This is a genomic window from Pseudoalteromonas sp. SW0106-04 (genome assembly GCF_001293805.1).
In the GTDB taxonomy this organism is placed as follows: domain Bacteria; phylum Pseudomonadota; class Gammaproteobacteria; order Enterobacterales; family Alteromonadaceae; genus Pseudoalteromonas; species Pseudoalteromonas ruthenica.
Map to the genome: position 1 here is coordinate 150,895 of NZ_BCAI01000011.1, position 21,063 is coordinate 171,957.

The 21,063-nt window shown below is 48.3% G+C and carries 18 protein-coding genes and 2 tRNA genes; 6 read left to right on the forward strand and 14 right to left on the reverse strand.

Annotated features, from left to right (window positions below; translation table 11 throughout):
• Nucleotides 1-3 precede the first annotated feature (3 nt).
• The 6 genes from rlmH to leuS are packed head-to-tail and all read right to left on the reverse strand — an operon-like array spanning nucleotide 4 to nucleotide 5,603.
• The gene (gene rlmH / locus W04_RS13585) at nucleotides 4-474 is read right to left on the reverse strand and encodes a 23S rRNA (pseudouridine(1915)-N(3))-methyltransferase RlmH (RefSeq protein ID WP_022946380.1); all 471 of its coding nucleotides are present in this window, start codon (nucleotides 472-474) and stop codon (nucleotides 4-6) included.
• A gap of 2 nt (nucleotides 475-476) precedes the next feature.
• Nucleotides 477-794: a ribosome silencing factor gene (gene rsfS, locus W04_RS13590; protein WP_022946379.1), complete on the reverse strand. Its 318-nt coding sequence runs from the start codon at nucleotides 792-794 to the stop codon at nucleotides 477-479.
• A gap of 55 nt (nucleotides 795-849) precedes the next feature.
• Nucleotides 850-1,491: a nicotinate-nucleotide adenylyltransferase gene (gene nadD / locus W04_RS13595; RefSeq protein WP_053911192.1), complete on the reverse strand. Its 642-nt coding sequence runs from the start codon at nucleotides 1,489-1,491 to the stop codon at nucleotides 850-852.
• 2 nt (nucleotides 1,492-1,493) lie between these two features.
• Nucleotides 1,494-2,528, reverse strand: coding sequence for a DNA polymerase III subunit delta (holA, locus tag W04_RS13600; RefSeq protein ID WP_053911193.1), 1,035 nt, complete (start codon nucleotides 2,526-2,528; stop codon nucleotides 1,494-1,496).
• The gene (gene lptE / locus W04_RS13605) at nucleotides 2,528-3,019 is read right to left on the reverse strand and encodes an LPS assembly lipoprotein LptE (RefSeq protein WP_053911194.1); all 492 of its coding nucleotides are present in this window, start codon (nucleotides 3,017-3,019) and stop codon (nucleotides 2,528-2,530) included. The genes holA and lptE overlap by 1 nt, the downstream gene beginning before the upstream one ends.
• A gap of 1 nt (nucleotide 3,020) precedes the next feature.
• The gene (leuS, locus tag W04_RS13610; RefSeq protein WP_053911195.1) at nucleotides 3,021-5,603 is read right to left on the reverse strand and encodes a leucine--tRNA ligase; all 2,583 of its coding nucleotides are present in this window, start codon (nucleotides 5,601-5,603) and stop codon (nucleotides 3,021-3,023) included.
• Between the two features lie 167 nt (nucleotides 5,604-5,770).
• Between leuS and W04_RS13615 the strand changes: the two genes are divergently transcribed.
• The 5 genes from W04_RS13615 (at nucleotide 5,771) to W04_RS13635 (ending at nucleotide 12,451) form a co-directional block, all read left to right on the forward strand.
• Nucleotides 5,771-6,229 carry a hypothetical protein gene (locus W04_RS13615; protein WP_022946374.1) on the forward strand — a complete coding sequence of 153 codons (459 nt, stop codon included), beginning with the start codon at nucleotides 5,771-5,773 and terminating at the stop codon, nucleotides 6,227-6,229.
• 61 nt (nucleotides 6,230-6,290) lie between these two features.
• Entirely contained in the window at nucleotides 6,291-8,699 is a 2,409-nt protein-coding gene (locus W04_RS13620) for a Lon protease family protein (RefSeq protein WP_022946373.1), read from the forward strand.
• Nucleotides 8,692-9,165 carry an FKBP-type peptidyl-prolyl cis-trans isomerase gene (locus W04_RS13625; protein ID WP_022946372.1) on the forward strand — a complete coding sequence of 158 codons (474 nt, stop codon included), beginning with the start codon at nucleotides 8,692-8,694 and terminating at the stop codon, nucleotides 9,163-9,165. The genes W04_RS13620 and W04_RS13625 overlap by 8 nt, the downstream gene beginning before the upstream one ends.
• A gap of 202 nt (nucleotides 9,166-9,367) precedes the next feature.
• Nucleotides 9,368-11,008: a chitinase gene (locus tag W04_RS13630; protein WP_053911211.1), complete on the forward strand. Its 1,641-nt coding sequence runs from the start codon at nucleotides 9,368-9,370 to the stop codon at nucleotides 11,006-11,008.
• A 135-nt stretch (nucleotides 11,009-11,143) separates the two neighbouring features.
• Complete coding sequence (locus W04_RS13635; RefSeq protein ID WP_053911196.1) at nucleotides 11,144-12,451, forward strand: amidohydrolase; 1,308 nt, start codon at nucleotides 11,144-11,146, stop codon at nucleotides 12,449-12,451.
• Nucleotides 12,452-12,479: 28 nt separating this feature from the next.
• Here the strand turns inward: W04_RS13635 and W04_RS13640 are convergent.
• From W04_RS13640 to miaB, 6 genes are all read right to left on the reverse strand, one after another.
• Nucleotides 12,480-13,684 (reverse strand): IS3 family transposase gene (locus tag W04_RS13640; RefSeq protein ID WP_373432706.1). Its coding sequence is split into 2 segments (ribosomal slippage): nucleotides 12,480-13,321 and nucleotides 13,321-13,684, totalling 1,206 coding nucleotides; the frame shifts between segments, so codons are not numbered across the junction.
• A gap of 73 nt (nucleotides 13,685-13,757) precedes the next feature.
• A complete protein-coding gene (gene lnt / locus W04_RS13650; RefSeq protein WP_053911199.1) occupies nucleotides 13,758-15,308 on the reverse strand; it encodes an apolipoprotein N-acyltransferase in 1,551 nt (516 codons plus the stop codon).
• Nucleotides 15,283-16,164, reverse strand: coding sequence for a CNNM family magnesium/cobalt transport protein CorC (gene corC, locus W04_RS13655; RefSeq protein ID WP_053911200.1), 882 nt, complete (start codon nucleotides 16,162-16,164; stop codon nucleotides 15,283-15,285). The genes lnt and corC overlap by 26 nt, the downstream gene beginning before the upstream one ends.
• 60 nt (nucleotides 16,165-16,224) lie before the next feature.
• Complete coding sequence (ybeY, locus tag W04_RS13660; RefSeq protein ID WP_053911201.1) at nucleotides 16,225-16,686, reverse strand: rRNA maturation RNase YbeY; 462 nt, start codon at nucleotides 16,684-16,686, stop codon at nucleotides 16,225-16,227.
• Entirely contained in the window at nucleotides 16,683-17,714 is a 1,032-nt protein-coding gene (locus tag W04_RS13665; RefSeq protein ID WP_053911202.1) for a PhoH family protein, read from the reverse strand. The genes ybeY and W04_RS13665 overlap by 4 nt, the downstream gene beginning before the upstream one ends.
• Before the next feature lie 48 nt (nucleotides 17,715-17,762).
• Nucleotides 17,763-19,199, reverse strand: a complete 1,437-nt coding sequence (miaB, locus tag W04_RS13670) for a tRNA (N6-isopentenyl adenosine(37)-C2)-methylthiotransferase MiaB (protein WP_022944680.1) — start codon at nucleotides 19,197-19,199, stop codon at nucleotides 17,763-17,765.
• 253 nt (nucleotides 19,200-19,452) lie between these two features.
• Here miaB and W04_RS13675 point away from each other — a divergent pair, with 253 nt between their 5' ends.
• Nucleotides 19,453-20,607 carry an FAD-dependent oxidoreductase gene (locus W04_RS13675; RefSeq protein ID WP_053911203.1) on the forward strand — a complete coding sequence of 385 codons (1,155 nt, stop codon included), beginning with the start codon at nucleotides 19,453-19,455 and terminating at the stop codon, nucleotides 20,605-20,607.
• Between the two features lie 127 nt (nucleotides 20,608-20,734).
• On the opposite strand, the gene W04_RS13680 is transcribed toward W04_RS13675, so the two are convergent.
• Nucleotides 20,735-20,819, reverse strand: a tRNA-Leu gene (locus W04_RS13680).
• Between the two features lie 79 nt (nucleotides 20,820-20,898).
• Nucleotides 20,899-20,973, reverse strand: a tRNA-Gln gene (locus W04_RS13685).
• Nucleotides 20,974-21,063: the final 90 nt, after the last annotated feature.

Below are 21,063 nucleotides of genomic sequence, written 5' to 3' on the forward strand. Positions count from 1 at the left end.
CGGCTATTCTCGGTGATAGGGGTGATTGTTATTTAAGCTCCAGCCTCGATATAGGCTTTCCGCTACGATAATGCGAACCAGCGGGTGAGGCAAGGTCAAATTCGATAACGACCACTTTTGCTCGCTGCGGGCAATGCACTCGGGAGCTAGCCCCTCTGGGCCTCCGATAAGCAAACTGACATCACGACCATCGAGTTGCCACTTTTCCATGGCCTTAGCAAGCTGGTGCGTGTCCATCGCTTTGCCTGTCACTTCTAAGGTAACAATACGATTTCCCTTTGGAATGGCCGCTAAGGTGCGCTCACCTTCTTGCTGTAAAATACGTTTGATATCGGCATTTTTGCCGCGTTTACCAGCGGGTATTTCAATCAGCTCTAGAGCCATGTCCTTGGGAAACCGGCGTTGATACTCGCTAAACCCTGTCTCTACCCAAGATGGCATTTTGGTCCCCACAGCGACCAGTTGGATTTTCACCGTTAACCCCAGAGCTTCTCGAGTTGGTAAAAGTCACGAGTCTCATCTTGCATTACATGCACGACCACGTCACCTAAGTCCACCAATACCCATTCACCGATGTCTTGTCCTTCCATGCCTATCACATCTAAGTCATGTTCCTTGGCCTCTTTGGCAAGGTGTTGGGCGATGGATTGAACTTGGCGTTTGGAATTACCCGAACAGACAACCATGAAATCAGTAATGTTCGATGTGTCGCGAACGTCTAAGGTAATGACGTCACGCGCTTTCATATCGTCAATTTTATCTAATGCAAAATCAAGAAGATTGTTGGTTTGCAAAATGCACTCTCTAAGTTAGTTAAAGCTTTCTAAGCGGCGTATTTTACCACTATTATCAACCTATATACAGGCGCTTATCGCGGATATATTGGTACACGGACGGCGTAAGCAGTTCCTCACAAGGCTGCTGACGTTGCAATTTGGCGCGCACCTCGGAGGATGAAACCGCCAGCTGCGGACCGGGTAAAAAGTAAACAAGCCCGCTGCGTTGGTTATTGAGCGCCGCCCCTTGCTGACACTGATGCTGTGATAAGTATTGTGTGAGTGTGGCGGATAAATCAAGGCGCTCTTGTGGACGCTGATAGACCACTAAATGACACAAAGATGTAATTTGCTGCCATTGATGCCACGAATCAAAGCTGTTGAATGAGTCCAAGCCCATCAAAAAGAGTATTGGCTCTTGGTGATTACCGGCACTATCCAGCTCTTCACGTAACTCTTGTAGGCTCAGTAGTGAGTAGGATGGTCCTTCACGATGCAGCTCGCGCTCATCGATTTTAAAGCGCGGCTCGGAGGCGATGGCTAAGCGTAACATAGCCAGTTTGTCGTCATTACTGATGTTGCTCGCCTGCTTGTGAGCAGGGACGCGGTTGGGCATAAAAAATAGTTGCTCACTATTGAAGTGATTTAAGCACTGATTAGCCATATTAAGATGGCCGATATGAACCGGATCAAACGTACCGCCGAACAGAAGCATATTTACTCCGAAAAAATAGGCGCAGAAAATGGTAAGGTGCGACAGAAGCTCATACTGATGTGTGCAAGCATGGGGTAGGGTGAAGATAACTTGCCGCTTTTAAACTGGCTATCAAAATCACTGAGTAAATCACAAAGTTGCTCCATACGTGCCATGTCTAAGCGCTGCAAGGCTCTTTGATACAAAGGTTGCTGATTCTTCCAAATCCCCAGTTTTTTACACGCGCTATTAAAATCCTGTCCTTGATGGCGCAACTCTGCGAGTGTGAGGAGTTGCTGCGCTTCCTTGCCAAGAGCCCAAGCGATGGCGGTGGGCTCGGTGTTATCATTTTGTAGTCGTGCCAACACCTGCATCGCTTTGTCACCCTCGCCACCAAGTACCGCATTAGCCAAATCAAAAATATCAAACTTATTTTGATTCAATAACATGCCTGTGAGGGTGCGCCCATCAATGGCTTTATTTGCGTACAGCAAAGCCAGCTTTTCTAGCTCTTGGTGACAGGCCAAGAGGTTCCCCTCTGTGGTATCGAGCAGCACCTGTTTAGCATCGCCTTCAAGATTAAGACCTAGACGTTGACAGTGGTTATCAAGCCAACGCCGTAAGTGATTGCCGGTTAGCGGGTAGCAGGGGACAAAGATGCCTTCTTTATCAAGCGCTTTAAACCAGGCTGAACGCTGGACATCTTGCGATGCTTTCATGCCACGGATCACAATAATGCAATCAGGATTCACGCCTTGTGCACATTGCTTAAGGTGCTCGGCGCCGGTTTTCCCTGGCTTTTGGCCGTTTAAGTCTAATTCTATCAAGGTGCGGGAGCTAAATAGCGACAGGCTGTGGTAGTGGCCGTCTAACTCTTGCCAGTCAAATTGCGCCCCGGCGGTGAGTTTAATGACCTCATCAAAGCCTTGTTGGCGCGCATTTTGGCGAATATGGCGGATACACTCATCAACTTGAAAGGGCTCATCGCCAAACACCATGTAAAAAGGTGCCAGCCCACGGGATAGTTGCTGTGCCAGTTGATCCGCGTAGATGCGCATTAGAGCTGTGCTAACTCCCTAACAATGCGGCGACTCGCCTGTTTACGTAGCTCCTCCAACAAAATCGTCATTTCATTGGCTTTAGCTAAGGCATTGTCTGGATCGTCTTGGTAATTGCGGTAAAGCTCAAAATATTGCTCGATAGGGTCTTCACCTGCTCGCTTAAGCGTGTAGGACACCGAGTAAATAAGCTCGTATTCTGCGACCTGACCGTTTTTAAACAGCGACAGTGTTCGTCTATCTAGGCGGTCGGAGGTGAGTCTTAACATCGGAGAGTTAGCGCGCAACCCTTTATTGACCTGCACATTACTGCGTGCAAGTTCACTCAATAGTTGCTCATACAGAGCTGAATTAGGATCGCTGGCGTTGACTTCCAAAGTCATGAGATCTTGCGGCAGATCCGAGGCCTTTTTAAGGTGAAAACCACAGCTGCTTAATAATACTAAGCAGCTGATCACTAGGCTATGGCGTAGTGCACTGGCAGCGAACATCTTAGTTCGCCACCACATTAAGCACTTTGCCTTTAATGTAGATGACTTTACGCACGGTGAGTCCATCGGTGAACTTCTGTACGTTGGCATCTGCAAAGGCGGCTTGCTCAACGGCCTGCTGATCTGCATCGGCCGCTAGAGTCAGCTTCGCGCGGACCTTACCATTGACTTGAACTACCACCAGTTTCTCACTTTCAACCATGGCTGATTCATCGGCAACAGGCCATTGGGCGTCAAGGATATCGCCAGGCTTACCAAGGTCTTGCCACAACTGATGTGATAGGTGTGGGGTAATCGGTGCCAGCATAATCAGCATTGCTTCTAACGCTTCATTGGCTACGGCCTTGTCACCGTCATCAGCTAATGGTGCCTTGATCAGCTTGTTTGATAGTTCCATTACCGCTGCAATGGCGGTATTGAAAGTTTGGCGACGGGCTAAATCATCAGTGATTTTAGCGATGGCTTTGTGTAACTCGCGACGCAGTTCTTTTTGCGCTTTCGTCAAACTGGCAACATCTAGCTCAACAAAGCCCGCTTGCTTCACATCATAGGCATACTTGTATACCCGTTTGATAAAGCGATGCGCGCCTTCAACACCGGAGTCAGACCATTCCAGTGTTTGCTCTGGTGGCGCTGTAAACATCATAAACAAACGCACGGTATCGGCACCGTATTGGTCGATTACCGTTTGTGGGTCAATGCCATTGTTCTTGGACTTAGACATCTTGCTCATGCCGGCGCTTTCAACCGGTTGACCATCATCCTTGTGCCAAGCTTTAATGATACGGCCTTTGTCATCGGTTTCTACTTCGACATCACTGGGTGAGAACCAAATATCACCGCCTTTTTCGTCTTTGCGGAAGTAGGTGTCGGCCAGTACCATGCCTTGGCAAAGTAGACGCTCAAATGGCTCATCAGAGTCGACCAAGCCAAAATCACGTAATAATTTGTGGAAGAAACGCGCATAAAGCAGGTGCAAAATTGCGTGTTCAATACCGCCGATATACTGGTTGACTGGCAGCCAATAGTTAGCTGCACCTGGCTCAAGCATGCCTTCGTCGTAACGCGGGCTGCAATAACGAGCGTAGTACCAAGATGACTCCATAAAGGTATCGAAGGTGTCGGTTTCGTGGAACACGGTTTCACCGTTGACGCTTGCCTTGGCCCATTCAGGGTCTGATTTAATAGGGGAAGTAACGCCGTCCATCACCACATCTTCTGGTAGGCGCACCGGTAGCATATCTTCTGGCGCTGCCAGTTCGCTGCCATCTTCTTTATTCAACATAGGGATGGGTGAACCCCAATAGCGTTGGCGGCTAACACCCCAATCGCGCAGGCGGAAATTAACCTTGCGCTCACCCACGCCAAGTTCAGCTAATTTATCGGCAATGGCATTAAAGGCGGCATCAAAATCCAGACCATCGAATTCACCAGAATTGATGAGCGTGCCTTTTTCTGTGTAAGCGGCTTTGGATAAATCACACTCGTCACCTTCATTGGCAGCAATAACCTGCTTGATCTCTAGACCGTATGCTGACGCAAACTCAAAATCACGTTGATCGTGTCCTGGTACTGCCATAACTGCACCTGAGCCGTAGTCCATCAACACAAAGTTAGCTATCCAAATCGGCACTTCTTTACCGGTTAGCGGGTGAACTGCGTTCAGACCCGTGGCGATGCCTTTTTTGTCCATGGTGGCAACGTCGGCTTCGGCTACTTTAGTGTTTTTACACTGTTCAACAAACGCCGCAACATCGGCATTACTCTTCGCAGCTTCTTGAGCAATAGGGTGGCCTGCGGCAACAGCCACATAGGTAACACCCATGAAGGTATCGGGGCGTGTCGTGTAGACGCTGAATTCGCCTTGGTTATCGGCGCGTTTGAAGGTGATGTCGACGCCTTCAGAGCGGCCAATCCAGTTGCGCTGCATGGTTTTAACTTGCTCAGGCCAGTGCTCAAGCTTGTCTAAATCATCTAATAATTCTTGTGCGTAGTCGGTGATTTTAATAAACCACTGCGGAATTTCTTTTTGCTCAACCACAGCACCAGAGCGCCAACCACGACCATCAATCACCTGCTCGTTTGCCAAAACAGTCTGATCGACAGGGTCCCAGTTAACAGTGGACATTTTTTTGTACACTAGGCCTTTTTCGTACAGCTTAGTGAAGAACCATTGCTCCCACTTGTAGTAATCTGGGTGACAGGTGGCAATCTCACGGTCCCAGTCGTAACCAAAGCCTAATAGTTTGAGCTGGTTACGCATGTAATCAATATTTTGATAGGTCCATTTGGCTGGGGCGGTGTTGTTTTTAATTGCGGCATTCTCTGCCGGCAAGCCAAAGGCGTCCCAACCCATGGGTTGCATAACATTTTTACCTTGCAAGCGCTGGAAGCGAGAAACAACGTCACCAATGGTGTAGTTACGCACGTGACCCATGTGCAGTCGACCACTCGGGTAGGGGAACATGGACAGACAGTAAAACTTCTCTTTTGAGTCGTCTTCACGAACTTGGAAAACCTTGTTTTCTTCCCAGTATGACTGGGCCTTAGCTTCTATTTCCTGCGGGTTATATTGCTCTTGCATCTACTATTCCAGACTTCTTGCAAAATGATGACAAATTTGCCGATAGCATACCCCAAATCGATATCTAATCACAGCAAGGCAAAGGCTTTTTTATCGCTGTTATTGAATTGTTGGTAAGCGGGCTATAGTTACAAAGAGAGAGGCTGTTAAATTCAAAAGGAGCGAACATGGCAGATTATCGTCAATGGTTGGGTCAATTTAGTGATTGGCTCAAAGATGTGAAAGAGCATGAAGTGAAAGACATGGTGTCCTCCTTTATGGAGTCCAAGCAGGCTTTGCAGGAGCTGAGTAAAGACAAGTACGAGCAATATAAACAATATTTACAGCGCGACATCGACCACCTCATTGAACACGAGAAACACTATAACGAGCTAGCATGGCAAGAACTTAAGGAGTCGCTGTGGTTCGAGTTATCACATATCGAAGATAAGTCACAATTGGAGTGGCAAGCGCTTAGCCAAGACTTTAAGCATAAAGGCGTGTATCACGCTGGAGAATGGATAGCCATGGGCACCTTAGTGTGCCAGAATTGCCACCATCAGGTGGATATTTACCACGCCAGTGAGATTCAGCCTTGCAGTCAATGCGAAGGCATTCACTTCAGCCGTCAGGCACTGCAGCCATAACGCAGTGCTCAGCGGATAATAATTGGGGCCCTTCAATCGGGCCCACTACAAGATGTGTCGAATGAAAGATAAAAGCAATAACGGTGTTACTCCTCTTAGTGCCAATGCGTTGGCCCCACAAATTTCAGCAAATCATGTGCGCACTTGTTTAGCGCATCCCTATCCCGAGGACTTACCTTTTATCGGTCAACAGCGTGCCGACAGTGCTTTGGAATTTGCCCTGGGTATGCAGCTTCCTGGATACAATGCTTATGTGATGGGAGAGCCAGCGTTAGGGCGCTTTACGTTAGTGCAGCATAAGCTGCAACAACATGCCAAAGAGCGCGAAACGCCGCGTGAGTGGCTCTATGTTAATAATTACGATGATCACCGCGAGCCTATTGCCTTGTTAATGAATCCGGGCGAGGGGCAAGTCCTAGTCGACGATATTGATGCCTTGCTGGATGAGATTCTCGATACCTTTCCGGCTGCGTTTGATAATCCTGGGTTCCAACGCAAGAAAAAGTCCATTGATCGTGAATTTGAAGATAAGTACGAGGATGCGTTGGCTGCGGTGGAAGACTTGGCCAATGCCCGCAGTGTCGAGTTGATCGAGGATGAAAATAACGTAGGTTTTGTGCCAATCGTCAACAATCAGCGCCTCAGTGATGAGCAGTTCAGCGCCCTTGATGAGCCCACGCAAGAGCGCTTTCTTGACGCTATCGCAGAGCTTGAAGACGCATTAATTGATGCCCTTATTGAGCTGCCAAAGTGGAAGCGCGAGTCTAGCGAGGCATTGCGCAAGCTGAAGAAAAGCACCGCCGAAGCGGCGATAAAACCGCTTTTACGTGAGCTTGAGCACAAGTATGCCACCCATGTTGGGGTGTTGCGTTACTTAAAAGATTTACGCTCAGAATTGGTCGATACGGTACTCGAGTGGCTTGATGAAGAGCAAGGCAGTGAAGATAACAAAGATGAGTATGATCGTGATGAGATGCTCACCGAATTCTTTGCTCCCAATTTATTGGTGTCTTTTAAAGAAGATGACCCTGCGCCAGTTATTTATGAGCCTAATCCGACCTTTGGTAATCTGTTTGGCAAAATAGAATATTCAACATCGCAAGGGTCGCTGGTAACCAGTTATCGCAGCATTCAGCCTGGCGCACTGCACCGTGCCAATGGTGGTTATCTGATTATGGATGCGGAAAAAGTGATGACCAACGCGCAAGTGTGGGACGGCTTAAAACTATCATTAAAAACACATCAGATAAAAAATGATTTACCTTACCAAGACAGCTCGGTAGGTAGCAGCTTCACCTTACGACCGCAATTGATCCCGCTGGATGTAAAAGTGATTTTACTGGGTTCTCGGGATTTGTATTACACCCTCAATGAATACGACGAAGAGTTTGCCGAGCATTTTCGCGTTCTGGCTGATTTTGATTATTACCTTCCAGGCTCAGATAAATACCAATATCAATTTATCACTAAAGTGATTGAGTACTGTCGAGAAAAGCTGAAAATTGAGCCTAATAATGAGGCGATGGCACTGCTGTTGCGTTTCAGCCACCGCCAGGCTGAGCATCAACAAAAGTTGTCAGCACGTTTTGCCGATGTACTTGAGTTAGTGGCTGAAGCAAGCTTTTATGCTCGTCAAGACAGCAGTGAACAGATCCTAGCTGCCCACGTAGAAGAAGCAATTGCTGGGAAAGAGTATCGCACTGGGCAAATGAGCGAAAACATGCTGAGTGATATTCGTGAAGGACACATTCTCATTGATACACAAGGCGAGGCAGTCGGCATTGTAAATGGCCTTACGGTGTTGCACGTAGGTGATACCTCATTTGGCACTCCGGCGCGCATGAGCGCCTCGGTTTATGCAGGCAGTGATGGGGTGATTGATATTGAGCGCGAAGCCGAACTGGGTAAGTCTATTCACTCAAAAGGCGTCATGTTGCTAACCGGCTACTTAGGTAATAAATACGCGCAGGATTTCAGCCTGACTCTCAGTGCCAACATCGCAATTGAGCAAAGCTATGGCTATATCGATGGTGACAGTGCCTCGCTGGCTGAGTTGTGTGCTTTGGTCTCAAGTATTACCCAAGTGCCAATAAAGCAAGGCATTGCACTGACTGGTTCAATCAACCAACGCGGTGAAGTGCAAGCTATTGGCGGTGTTAACGAAAAGATTGAAGGGTTCTTCAAACTTTGCCAAATGCGCGGTTTAGATACTCACCAAGGGGTCATTATTCCTAAGTCAAATTGTTTGAACCTGGTGCTCAACCAAGAGGTAATAAGTGCCGTTGAGCAGGGGAAGTTCCATATTTATCCAGTTTCGAGTGTCGATGAAGCCCTCAGTCTGCTAACTGGTAAGCAATGCGGGCAATTTCATCAGGGCCAATATCCCGAAGGAAGCTTGCACGACTTAGCCATGAAACGCCTACGGGCCATTGCTGATATTGTTGCTGGTGAGGAAGAAAAGGATGATTAATGCGTTATTAATTCTCGCCATTGTCGTGTTGTTGGTACTGACCTTTCGCGGCCATCGGCGCAATCAAGCGGCGGCAGCAGAAAATGGCGATGCCGAGGCGCAATTTCTGGCCGAGAACAAACACAAAGAAGGGGTTGTGGAGCTTGACTGTGGGGTGCAAATGCTGTGGCATACTCGCAATCAGGCTGGTGAGCAGCCAAGCGCTAAGTCGAAAGTAACGGTGCACTATCGGGGCACATTGCTCGATGGCAGCGAATTCGATAACTCCCAGAAACGAGGCCAACCCCTAACCTTCAAATTAAACCAAGTGATCAGTGGCTGGCAGCAAGGGTTGCTTGCCATGCATGCTGGAGAGCGGGCCACGCTGTATATTCCAGCCAAACTAGCCTATGGTAACCGCCGGGTGGGGAATATCGCCCCAGCAAGCTTGTTAATCTTCGACGTTGAGCTTATTGCTGTTAACTAAACTGTTGTAAATACGCTAGGTCAGCGTAGCTGATTTAGCGTGTGCCCCGTCAATTTCATGTCCCCTATATAAGTAAAATTGAAAATACAATGTAAAAATATATTTGACAACGCTGTCTTTGTGGCAACAATAAACGGTGGGAGGGCTCAGTGATCAGTGCATGAGCAGCTGGTCGGTCTTACAACGAAAAAATGAGTCAAATATGTCTACAACAACACAACTATTCACCGTGCTGGGGATCAGCGCAGCCGTCTCCACAGCGGCCCACGCCATTAATGTACAACCCGATCCACACAACCCCGAGGGCTATGTCGTCGCCAAAGCTGATGTTGAAGCCATGGCAGCGGCGAAAACAGCCGATCCTATGTATCAAGTGTGGGCGCAAGCACTGCGTACTCGCGACAATGCCGTGGTTGAAGCTATTGTCCCAGGGAGCGCCACAAACCCCGAAAACGTGCAGCGTGCACAGCGGGTATTTCCACAGCAGCAGTGGGACTTTCTTACGCAAATGGCGGCACCAGAGTACACCTACACGCGATTTTTAAGAGCAATAGGCAAATTTCCCGCGTTTTGTGGCGACTATAGCGATGGTCGCGATGCCGATGCCATTTGCAAACGCTCAATAGTCACAGCCTTTGCTCACTTCGCTCAAGAAACTGGCGGTCATATCAGTAAAGACAACGTCTCTGACAATCCCATGGGGTTAGAGGAGTGGCAACAAGCGTTGGTGCATGTGCGAGAAATGGGGTGGTCCGAGGGCGAAGAGGGTTATACCACAGGCTGCGGTCAAAATGATTGGCAAAACCGTCGTTGGCCGTGCGCCCCGGGTCAGGGCTACTTTGGTCGCGGCGCAAAACAGCTCTCTTATCATTTTAACTACGGCGCATTCTCAGAAGTCATGTTCGATGGTGACGCCACCGTATTGCTAAATAACCCGGCGTTAGTGGCAGACTCGTGGTTAAACTTGGCTTCAGCAATTTGGTTTTTCCTCACTCCGCAAGCCCCGAAACCGGCAATGTTACACGTGATTGACCGTACCTGGGTGCCGTCGCAGCGTGAGCGTAATGCCGGGATTGGTTATGGCTTTGGCACCACCATTAATGTTATCAATGGTGGTATAGAGTGCGGCGAGCAAAATAAATATAAGGGCCAACCAGTCAATCGCATTCGTTATTGGCAGGGCCTCGCTCATCACTACAATATCGTTATAGAAAGTGACGAAGAGGACACCTGTTGGCAACAAACCCCTTATGGCAGTCTTAATCTTGAGGGCGCGACAGATGTGTTATACACCAATTGGGAGGGTGATTGGGGCTATTATGCCGACCGCCCCGGTGGCTATTCCTTCGAATGTAAGTTAGTAGGTTATCAAACGGCTTATTCGGCCTTGGTCCCCGGTGACTATGAGAAATGTGTTACTAACTTCTATCAGTCTCATGCCGGCTGGCCGCAAGTGCGCGTTAGCGACAGCTTGCCGAGTGAGCCGCCCACAGAGCCGCCTGTGGATGGTGTTGCTGCGTGGGATGCAGCAACGGTCTATGTACAAGGTGAGCAAGTGAGCCAAGGTGGGCAAATCTATGAGGCCAAGTGGTGGACTCAAGGTGATGACCCTCTGAATGGTGGGCCTTGGCAACTTATTGACAGTGGCGGCCAAAGCGAGCCGACACCGCCAAGCGATCCGGTAGACCCTGCACCCGGTGATGGGGCGAACACTTGGGATGCGGCGACTATCTACGTCGGGGGTGACCAAGCCAGCAAAAATGGTGTCCTGTATCAGGCTAAATGGTGGACACAAGGTGACGACCCCATCAATGGCGGGCCTTGGCAGCGCGCCAATAATTAAGCTCATGAATATAGCCTGCCTTCGCGCAGGCTTTTTTATGTCATTGGTCGCAACCCACTGTTTTTCACCTAAGTGTTACATTAGCGTTAATATCCAGGTGTAAGCACCGACCATTATTCAACAGGGGAACAATCCATGACAAAGCTTTCGGTTTTAGGCCAAGCGCTATTGCTGGCAGGTATGTTTAGTGTCACATCAAGCGTTGCGGCCGCTGATTTAGACCAACAAATTCAACAAGCCAATGAACAGGTTGCCGATAAGGTGATCACTTGGCGACGTCATATTCATCAATATCCGGAATTGAGTAACCGTGAGTTTAAGACCGCGCAGTACGTGGCCGAACACTTACAAAGCTTGGGCCTTGAGGTGGAAACCGGCGTGGCTCATACCGGGGTGGTAGCCAGGCTCAAGGGTGATAAACCGGGACCCTTGATTGCCTTGCGTGCGGATATGGACGCACTGCCTGTGACCGAGCAAGTAGACTTGCCTTTTGCTTCGCAGCAGAGTGCCACTTACCGTGGTCAAAAAGTGGGGGTGATGCATGCCTGTGGTCACGATGCCCATGTCGCTATCCTTATGGCTGTGGCTGAGTCCTTGGTGGCGTCAAAGTCTGAACTAGCTGGGGAAATACTGTTTGTGTTCCAACCAGCGGAAGAAGGCGCTCCTGAGGGAGAGCAGGGCGGTGCCGAACTGATGCTTAAAGAAGGCTTATTTGCGCAAAAGCCTGAGGCGGTGTTTGGTTTGCATGTCACCTCATCACTCAATACTGGGCAAATTGGTTTTCGCTCAGGACCGTTGATGGCCAGTGAGGACTCATTTAACATCAAGGTCAAAGGTCGTCAGACTCATGGTTCACGACCTTGGAATGGAGTCGATCCCATTGTCGCTTCTAGCCAAATCATTATGGCTACACAAACCATTGCTTCGCGCCAAGTCGATGTCACCAAAGCGCCCTCGGTGATCTCTTTTGGTGCCATCAATGGTGGGGTACGCAGTAATATTATCCCTGATGAGGTGGAGATGGTGGGCACTATTCGCACCTTTGATCAGCAAATGCGCGCCGACATCAAGCAGCGCTTGCAAAAAACCGTGGAGTTAACCGCCCAGGCAGCCGGGGCAAAGGCTGATATCCATATCGACCATGGTTACCCGGTCACCGTGAATGATCCGCAGTTAACAAACATGATGACCCCCACGCTGCAACAGGCCGCAGGCAGCGACAATGTCATCACTACAGATTTGATCACCGGCGCTGAAGACTTCTCCTACTATGCCCTGGAAACCCCTGGACTGTTCTTCTTTTTGGGAGTGACGCCAAAGGATCAGGATGCCAAAACGGCGCCAAGCAACCACTCGCCGCACTTTTACATCGACGAGAAAGCGTTGCCATTAGGGGTCAAAGCGATGACCAATTTGGTGTTTGATTACCTCGACAATGACTAGTCCTGAAATAAGTTGACACTTATTTTGATTAAAGCGCCTGATGTACTTCATCGGGCGTTTTGTATTTTAGAGCCAGGTGTGGGCGTCTTTTATTATAGATCGCCACTGACTCGGCAACCATCTTTCTCGCTTCCTCTAAATCTCTTGGTTTATGCACTAAGTACTCGTTTTTCAGGATCCCATTTACCCGCTCGGCAAGAGCATTTTGGTAGCAGTCGTAACCATCCGTCATTGAGCATTGCACATCGTGTTTCCTGTGGATGTTTTGGTATTCTTGTGAGCAATACTGCATCCCTCTATCTGAATGATGTACGAGCTTTTCATCCGTGCTTTTGTGTTTAAGTGCGTGAGTAAATGCCTTCTTCACTGATTGAGTACGCATGTTATCGTCAACCTGATAGCCCACAATCTTCCGTGAATAGGCATCTGTTATGAGACTCAGGTAACTCTCCCCAGTTTGCGTTGGTAGATAAGTAATATCGGCGACCCATAGCTGATTGGGTTTCTCTGCTTTAAAGCCTGATTTTATAAGATTGGGGTGACAACGAAATCGGTGATGGCTGTGCGTTGTTTTGTGATAAGCGCGCTTGGATGGCACAAGCAACCGCCTTGTTCTTAGTAAATTAAAAAGGTGGTCTCTACCAATATTTATATCAACAAGTGCGAGTAGGTACTGAAGCTTCCTTGTTCCAATGCGAGGTTGAATCATCCGTTCATGTTGGACGAAATTAATAACAATTTCCTCATGCTCTTCGCGCTTGAGCAAGCGAGCACCGTGCTGATAGTAAGCCTGACGAGAGATATTCAGGTAACGACAAGCTTTGGTAACGGAAACCCCCTCTATTACGTTTTCTTGGATGACTTTCCTTTGCGCTTTTTTACAACGCTGACTCCATAGTCACTTTCAAGAACATTCACAACAGCTTCAAAGAAATCGGCTTTCATTTTTGTATCAGCAAGCTCCTTCTCTAGGGCTTTGATTCGTTGTTCGGGGGTCAGTTCTTCTTTAGGTTTATCCACGAAATTGCCTCGTTTTAGAAACTTAGGTGTTCCATTCATCCAATCTAGACGACCATGCTTACGAAGCCAAACTAAAATTGTTGAACACCCTTGGATCCCGTAATGCTCTTGGGCCTGTTTGTAGGTGAGTTCGCCTTTTTCAACTTGGTCTACTACTGCCAATTTAAAAGCGAGGGAATAATCTCGTTGAGTTCGTTTGCTATTTGATTTCATTACACTCTCCAAATTAAGTTTGAAAAGTGTCAACGCTATTTAGGAAGGGTCACAAGCAATAAAAAAAGCGCCGTTAGGCGCTTTTTTTAACTCTTCTAGAATAATACAGACTCAGACCCAGCAAGCACAGCAGCGCTAGCCACGTAGGCCAACGACCATACTGCGCGTATAGGCTGTCGCCAGAGATCAAGCGGACATCAGCGCGTAGTACATCCGCTTCAAATTGCGCAAGGCTAAGTTGTGATTGCGAAATCGGGTCATACACGCCAGTCACCCCAGTATTAGTCACTCGTACCAGTGGACGCTGCAGCTCGAGCGCGCGCATGCGTGAGATTTGCATATGTTGATGAGGTCCGTGAGAGTCGCCAAACCAGGCATCATTGCTCACGGTAAAGAGGATATCCGAATCACTGCGGTAATTATCTCTGACTAAATCGGGAAAGGCGATTTCGTAACAGATAGCGGCAAGGATATGGTAGCCGTTGGCAATCAAATTATCTTGCACGCGTTCACCGCGACTAAAACTCGACATTGGCAAGTCAAACAGCGGTGCCAAAGGACGTAGTAAGTCTTCAAAAGGTACAAACTCGCCAATAGGCAGTAACTGATGTTTGCGATAGCGGTTTTTATGGAGGTAGCGGTACTGACCGTCGCTGCTGTCTTGTTGTTTTTTACCCACCACCACTAAGGTGTTGTAAACATTGCGGGTATCATATTGATAGTCGACGATGCCGGTGATAAGCGCAGTATCGTTAAATACCGCAGCCTTATCTAACGATGTGAGGTATTCCCCAGCTAACTGTTCAAGCTCGGGGATCGCCGCCTCAGGCCACACCACCAGATCGGCATCCCAATGTAGGCGCGTCATATCTTGGTACTTGAGCATAGTGGGCCAGAAGTTCTCGGGTTGCCAGCGCATGCTTTGCTTGATATTGCCTTGCACTAAGGCCACATCCAGCTGTTTGCCAGAATACTGGTTATAATTGAATACTGTGGCTAGGGCTACAACCAGGGCGCCTGCGGCGAGCGTTGCCACAAGAGGGTGCCAGACCTTGGCATAAAATAAACGATAAAGGCCATAACCCACGGCCAGCACTAGCACACTTAAGCCAAATTCACCCACCACCGGCGCGAGAATATTTACTGGCGAATCGGTTTGGGTGTAGCCCAGTGATAACCAAGGAAAGCCGGTTAGTAGTGTGCCGCGCAGCCATTCGCTGAAGGCAAAGCTGATTAACAGCGGAGCCAGCCAAGCGCCGCTGTGTTTGTGTATAAACGCAGTGAGTGCCAGTGCCAATGCAGGGTAAAGTGCTAAATACACCACCAGTAAGGCCATAATGGCAATGGAGGCGGGCAGTGGCATACCACCAAACTGGGCTATGGAGACGTGCACCCAGCTTATTCCCGCAGCAAACCAGCCGATGGCAAAGATAAATCCGTACCAAGCCGCTTGTTTGACCGGTGCCTGATAACTGCAGTAACACAGTGCTGCAATACTAAAAAAAGCTAAAGGCCAGACCCCGAAAGGGGCGTAAGCAAAGGTTAAAACAAGGCCGGCAACCAGTGCCAGCCATGTTTTTTTATCACTAAATTGCTGTTTAAGCCGCGTCAGTATCTTCGCCATCGCTCGATTTCGGCAAGGTAACTTGCAGCTGCAAAATACGACGGCTGTCGGAATTTGTGACCTTAAACTGCAAAGGATCAATGTCTATGATTTCACCGCGCCCAGGCATATGGCCGAAGGCATGTAACACAATACCACCAATGGTATCGGCTTCGCTGGTGTTGAAATCGGTTTTAAACACGTCGTTAAATTCTTCAATAGGCGTCAGAGCCTGTACAGAATAAACGTGCTTAGAAACCTTACGGATGGCTTTACTTTCGTCTTCATCATCATGCTCGTCTTCAATCTCGCCGACAATGATTTCGAGAATATCTTCAATGGTCACTAAGCCAGACACACCACCGTATTCGTCGATAACAATCGCCATATGGTAGCGCTGTTGGCGAAACTCGTTCAGTAGCGTATCAACCCGCTTACTTTCCGGGACGACTACCGCCGGGCGGAGCATATCGCGTAGGTTTGGTAAGGCGGCCTCTTTTTCCATCAGTAATGGCAATAAGTCCTTGGCCAATAAGATACCTTCGACGTGGTCTTTGTCTTCACACACCACCGGAAAGCGCGAGTGCGAGGACTCGATCATCATCGGTAGTTGATCGAACAGTGGTTTATCTACATCTAAGGTGATCATGTGTGAGCGTGGGATCATAATGTCGCGCACTTTCAGCTCCGACACACCCAATACGCCTTCCATCATTTCTTTGGTCTCAGGGTCAATCAGATCGCGTTCTTGCGCATCTGAGATGACTTCAACCAATTCTTCCTTATTTTGGGGTTCTCCTTGGAACATCTGGGTGATGCGATCCATCCACGATTTTCCAGAAGAACCCTCTCTACTATGCGAGTTTTCGTCGCTCATTAGCTTTATGCGCTCCAAGTTGAATTAATTCCGATAGTGAGCAGAGCCTCACTATTGGGATTAACACTCATCATCCCTGTATGGGTCGCTGATATCAATGGTTGCCAACAGGCGTTTTTCAATCGCTTCCATTTCTTGGGCATCAGCGTCATTTATATGGTCATAGCCAAGTAAATGCAAGCACCCGTGTACTACCATGTGGGCAAAGTGGTCATGAAAGCTTTTTTGCTGCTCCAAAGACTCACGATATACCACTTCGGGGCAAATAATCAAATCCCCAACTAAGGGTAGCTCTACACCTGGGGGGGCATCGAACTCAAAAGATAAAACATTGGTCGGTTTATCTTTGCCTCGGTAACTATGGTTGAGGCTTTGGCTTTCCTCTGCATCGCTGATGCGAATAGTGATTTCGCTGTTGGGCTTAAGCTCATCAAGCACCAACGCGGCCCAGCGCTGAAATTGCTCAGCGCTCGGTAAGTTATCAAATTCACAAGCAAGTTGCAGATCGACAGTGGTGGTCATGAGTCAGACTCTTTTTTGTTTTGCTCTTTAGCGGCACGTTTGGCGCGCTGTGCTTCATCATGGCTTTCGTAAGCTTCAACAATAGCAGCGACCACGGGGTGGCGCACCACATCATGAGCTTGGAAAAAGTTAAAGCTGATAGCCTCAACATCACTGAGCACCTCAATTGCATGACGCAGGCCTGAGCGCGCGCCGCGAGGCAAGTCGACCTGAGTAATATCACCGGTGACCACCGCTTTTGAATTAAAGCCAATACGGGTTAGGAACATCTTCATTTGTTCCACTGTGGTATTTTGGCTCTCATCAAGAATGATAAAAGCGTCATTTAAAGTGCGACCACGCATATACGCCAAAGGAGCCACTTCGATAACGTTTTTCTCTATGAGTCGTTCAACCTTCTCAAAGCCAAGCATTTCAAATAAAGCATCATAAAGCGGGCGCAAGTAAGGGTCGATTTTTTGGGTGAGGTCACCAGGTAAAAAGCCCAGTTTTTCACCTGCCTCAACCGCCGGGCGGGTCAATAGAATACGGCGAATCTCCTGGCGTTCAAGGGCATCGACGGCAGCGGCTACGGCTAAGTAAGTTTTCCCGGTCCCTGCTGGGCCAATACCGAAGCTAATGTCGTGATTTAAGATATTAGCCACATACTGACTTTGATTGGGGTTACGCGGTTTGATGACGCCACGGCGGGTTTTAATGAACACTTCTTTACCCCACACACTGGGCTGCTCTTGTTCGAGCACATCAGCTTCGGTGATGGCTAAGTGCACGTGTTCAGGTTCGATCTCTTTTTGCTTACCTTTAACAGGGGCCGTATCTACGTAAAGATTTTTTAGAATTTCCCCGGCAGCTTTTGCAGTGTGCGGCTTGCCGGTGACTTTAAAGAGGTTTTCGCGGTGTGCAATTTCAACTCCCAGACGACGCTCGATGTGCTTAATATTTTCGTCGAAGGGTCCACACAAAGAAGAAAGGCGGGCATTGTCTGACGGTTCTAAGTATATATCGATATTCTTCAGCTGGTTACTCAAAGTTGCTTCCTGTTGCTTGGCGCTGCGTAAACGCAGCGCACGATTATTTTAATTCGGGGTGAATGTACCGACGCCTATGTCATTGGCTTGCGGCTCGCTCGGTGCTTTGGCAAGAATGTCGCTCGGCGCTACATCGCGACGTAGATTCATTTCATCTTCAGTGCGCAGCAGCTCTCCACGCAGTGAATTAGGCAACGCTTCAGTAATACGGACATCAACAAATTGGCCGATCACAGAATGTGGACCCTCGAAGTTAACTACACGGTTGTTTTCGGTGCGTCCGCGCAGCTCCATAGGGTTCTTTTTCGAAGGGCCTTCCACCAAAATACGCTGCTCAGTAGCAAACATATCACGGCTGATTTTCTGTGCCATTTGGTTGATGCGATCTTGTAAAATGTATAGACGCTGCTTTTTCTCGTCTTCGCTGACGTCATCGGGCAAGTCTGCTGCGGGTGTACCAGGGCGGGCACTGTAAATAAAGCTAAAGCTCATATCAAAGCCGATGTCGTTGATAAGCTTCATTGTTGCTTCAAAGTCTTCGGTGGTCTCGCCTGGGAAGCCGATAATAAAGTCTGAGCTCATACTGATATTAGGGCGAATCTTACGCAGCTTGCGAATAGTCGACTTATATTCAATGGCCGTGTGGCCACGCTTCATTAGATTTAACACGCGGTCTGAACCACTTTGTACTGGCAAGTGCAAGTGATCAACTAACTCAGGTACATCAGCATAGGCATCAATAATATCAGGTGTAAACTCAACAGGGTGCGAGGTCGTGTAGCGAATGCGATCAATACCATCAATAGCGGCAACATAACGCAGTAAGTCAGAAAAGTAACAGATTTCGCCATCATGCGTCTCGCCACGATATGCGTTAACGTTTTGACCCAGTAGGTTCACTTCACGCACACCTTGCTCAGCCAGTTGCGCAACTTCTAAAAGTACATCATCCAGAGGGCGGCTTACTTCTTCGCCACGAGTGTAGGGCACCACGCAGAACGTGCAGTATTTTGAACAGCCTTCCATGATCGATACAAAGGCACTGGGTCCTTCTGCTTTGGGCTCTGGCAAACGGTCAAACTTTTCGATTTCAGGAAAAGTGATATCAACCACCGACCCTTCTTTTGCCTGCACTTGTTGAATCATTTCAGGCAAGCGGTGCAATGTTTGCGGGCCAAACACGATATCTACGAAAGGCGCACGTTGGCGAATGGTATCACCCTCTTGTGAGGCCACGCAGCCACCGACACCGATAACTAAATCGGGATTTTGCTCTTTGAGCAGTTTCCAGCGGCCAAGTTGATGGAATACTTTTTCTTGTGCCTTCTCACGGATTGAGCAGGTGTTAAGTAAAATGACATCCGCATCGCTGGCTTCTTCGGTCAACTGATAACCATTGGTGTCATCAAGTAGATCGGCCATTTTCTGGGAGTCATATTCATTCATCTGACAACCCCAGGTTTTTATATGCAGCTTTTTACTCATTGAGATAATGCCTCGCTTTCAATCCGGTAGATAATGCACGACAGAGCTTTGGGTTGGACTAATGGCCCGAGCTTCGCCTAAAGGACGCGTATTTTATATGCTATCGCGCTATGAGCCAAGTATAGATTTGATATTTACACTGTGACACAGGATGACATCAAAGCAACATGCTTTAGCCTGCGCTTAGACTGCCACCATTGCCTTAACTGAGTTACAATCACCATAATATTGAAGCATTTAGAGGCAATAGGCCATGAGTGTAAAAAATGTGCTAATCGTCGGTGGCGGTATGGTCGGAGCCGCTTGTGCCATTAAGCTGGCGCAACAAGGCATGAAGGTGACGGTATTTGAGCGCCACTTTCCAGATGTCACTACTGATTTGCAACACAGCCGTGTTGATATTCGTGTCTCAGCGATAAATCGTGCCTCCGAGCGATTGCTTGATGAACTCGGAGCTATGGCGACGATTAAAGCGACGCGTAGCGCTGCGTACACTGAGTTAGAAGCGTTTGAAAAGCCTAACGCGCGTTTATTATTTTCCGCCGAACAACTGGGTTTAACCCATTTAGGTCACCTCATTGAAAACAACGTGATTCAAGCAGCGTTATGGCAACAATTCACACAGTACGATATTACAGCTATCGAAAGTGCTGAGCCAATAAGTGCGATTGACGATGACGGTGAGCAAGTAACACTGACCTTAGGGGCAAAGCAGTATCAAGGCGATCTACTCATTGCTGCCGATGGCGGGCGTTCCGCTGTACGCTCGATGTTAGGAATAGGTATTGAGGGGTGGCAATATCAGCAACATTGTATGGGCATATTGGTTAAGCTTGATGCCCCGCAGCAGGTGCGTACTTGGCAACAATTTCAGCGCACCGGGCCAGTGGCGTTTCTACCCATGCAGGCGCCTTATGCCAACTTGATTTGGTATCACCACGGTGATCACTTAGCTCGTTTAAAGGCTTTACCAAAAGAGCAACTGAAACAAGAGATTATTACTCATTTCCCAAGCTTGCCAGGTGATTTTGATATTGAGTCTGTGGCGGTTTTTCCGCTTACCAGAGCCCATGCTCAGCGCTATGTTCAAGGACGCTGCGTGTTAATCGGGGATGCCGCTCACACCATCAACCCGTTGGCAGGGCAGGGGGTCAATCTCGGCTTTGCTGATGTAGTGGCGCTCAGTGCACAGTTACAAAATGACAACCCCATTGATATTTCATTGCAGCGTTATTGGCAAGCGCGCCGTTATGCCAACTTGGCCATGATGAGCACAATGGATGCATGTTATTGGGGGTTCTCTAATGAGAGTGGGCCATTAAAATGGGGGCGTAATCTATTTTTACGCGCGGCAAACCAGGCTGGGCCGATAAAAGATTGGGTACTAAAGTACGCGATTGGTCATTAGATCAATCGCCATCTTGCAGTCGTGCCGGATTTTTTTATTAAATGAACTCTATAGATGCTTATAGGTGGTCGCGATAAGCAAGTAGTGCTTAGACTATGGTGATGTATAAAAGGTGAGATAATAAAAATGGTGCGGAAGGAGAGACTTGAACTCTCACATCCGAAGATACTGGAACCTAAATCCAGCGCGTCTACCAATTCCGCCACTTCCGCATTTTTTACTTTACCTAAAGAAACCTAATTAGAGCGTCTAGTTGGAGACACTAGGCTCATTCCTCAACTTTAGGAAAGTTGGCTGGAGTACCAGGATTTGAACCTGGGAATGGCGGGATCAAAACCCGCTGCCTTACCGCTTGGCGATACTCCAGCAATCCAGTACGATTATTTTAGTTCTTATCGAGAACATGGTGCGGAAGGTGAGACTTGAACTCACACATCCGAAGATACTGGAACCTAA

What these genes read in the sequence shown, in the direction of transcription:
- nadD (WP_053911192.1), bottom strand. Translation starts at nt 1,491, where the DNA reads ATGCTTCTGTTCGGCGGTACGTTTGATCCGGTTCATATCGGCCATCTT.
- holA (WP_053911193.1), bottom strand. Translation starts at nt 2,528, where the DNA reads ATGCGCATCTACGCGGATCAACTGGCACAGCAACTATCCCGTGGGCTG.
- lptE (WP_053911194.1), bottom strand. Translation starts at nt 3,019, where the DNA reads ATGTTCGCTGCCAGTGCACTACGCCATAGCCTAGTGATCAGCTGCTTA.
- leuS (WP_053911195.1), bottom strand. Translation starts at nt 5,603, where the DNA reads ATGCAAGAGCAATATAACCCGCAGGAAATAGAAGCTAAGGCCCAGTCA.
- W04_RS13615 (WP_022946374.1), top strand. Translation starts at nt 5,771, where the DNA reads ATGGCAGATTATCGTCAATGGTTGGGTCAATTTAGTGATTGGCTCAAA.
- W04_RS13620 (WP_022946373.1), top strand. Translation starts at nt 6,291, where the DNA reads ATGAAAGATAAAAGCAATAACGGTGTTACTCCTCTTAGTGCCAATGCG.
- W04_RS13625 (WP_022946372.1), top strand. Translation starts at nt 8,692, where the DNA reads ATGATTAATGCGTTATTAATTCTCGCCATTGTCGTGTTGTTGGTACTG.
- W04_RS13630 (WP_053911211.1), top strand. Translation starts at nt 9,368, where the DNA reads ATGTCTACAACAACACAACTATTCACCGTGCTGGGGATCAGCGCAGCC.
- W04_RS13635 (WP_053911196.1), top strand. Translation starts at nt 11,144, where the DNA reads ATGACAAAGCTTTCGGTTTTAGGCCAAGCGCTATTGCTGGCAGGTATG.
- lnt (WP_053911199.1), bottom strand. Translation starts at nt 15,308, where the DNA reads ATGGCGAAGATACTGACGCGGCTTAAACAGCAATTTAGTGATAAAAAA.
- corC (WP_053911200.1), bottom strand. Translation starts at nt 16,164, where the DNA reads ATGAGCGACGAAAACTCGCATAGTAGAGAGGGTTCTTCTGGAAAATCG.
- ybeY (WP_053911201.1), bottom strand. Translation starts at nt 16,686, where the DNA reads ATGACCACCACTGTCGATCTGCAACTTGCTTGTGAATTTGATAACTTA.
- miaB (WP_022944680.1), bottom strand. Translation starts at nt 19,199, where the DNA reads ATGAGTAAAAAGCTGCATATAAAAACCTGGGGTTGTCAGATGAATGAA.
- W04_RS13675 (WP_053911203.1), top strand. Translation starts at nt 19,453, where the DNA reads ATGAGTGTAAAAAATGTGCTAATCGTCGGTGGCGGTATGGTCGGAGCC.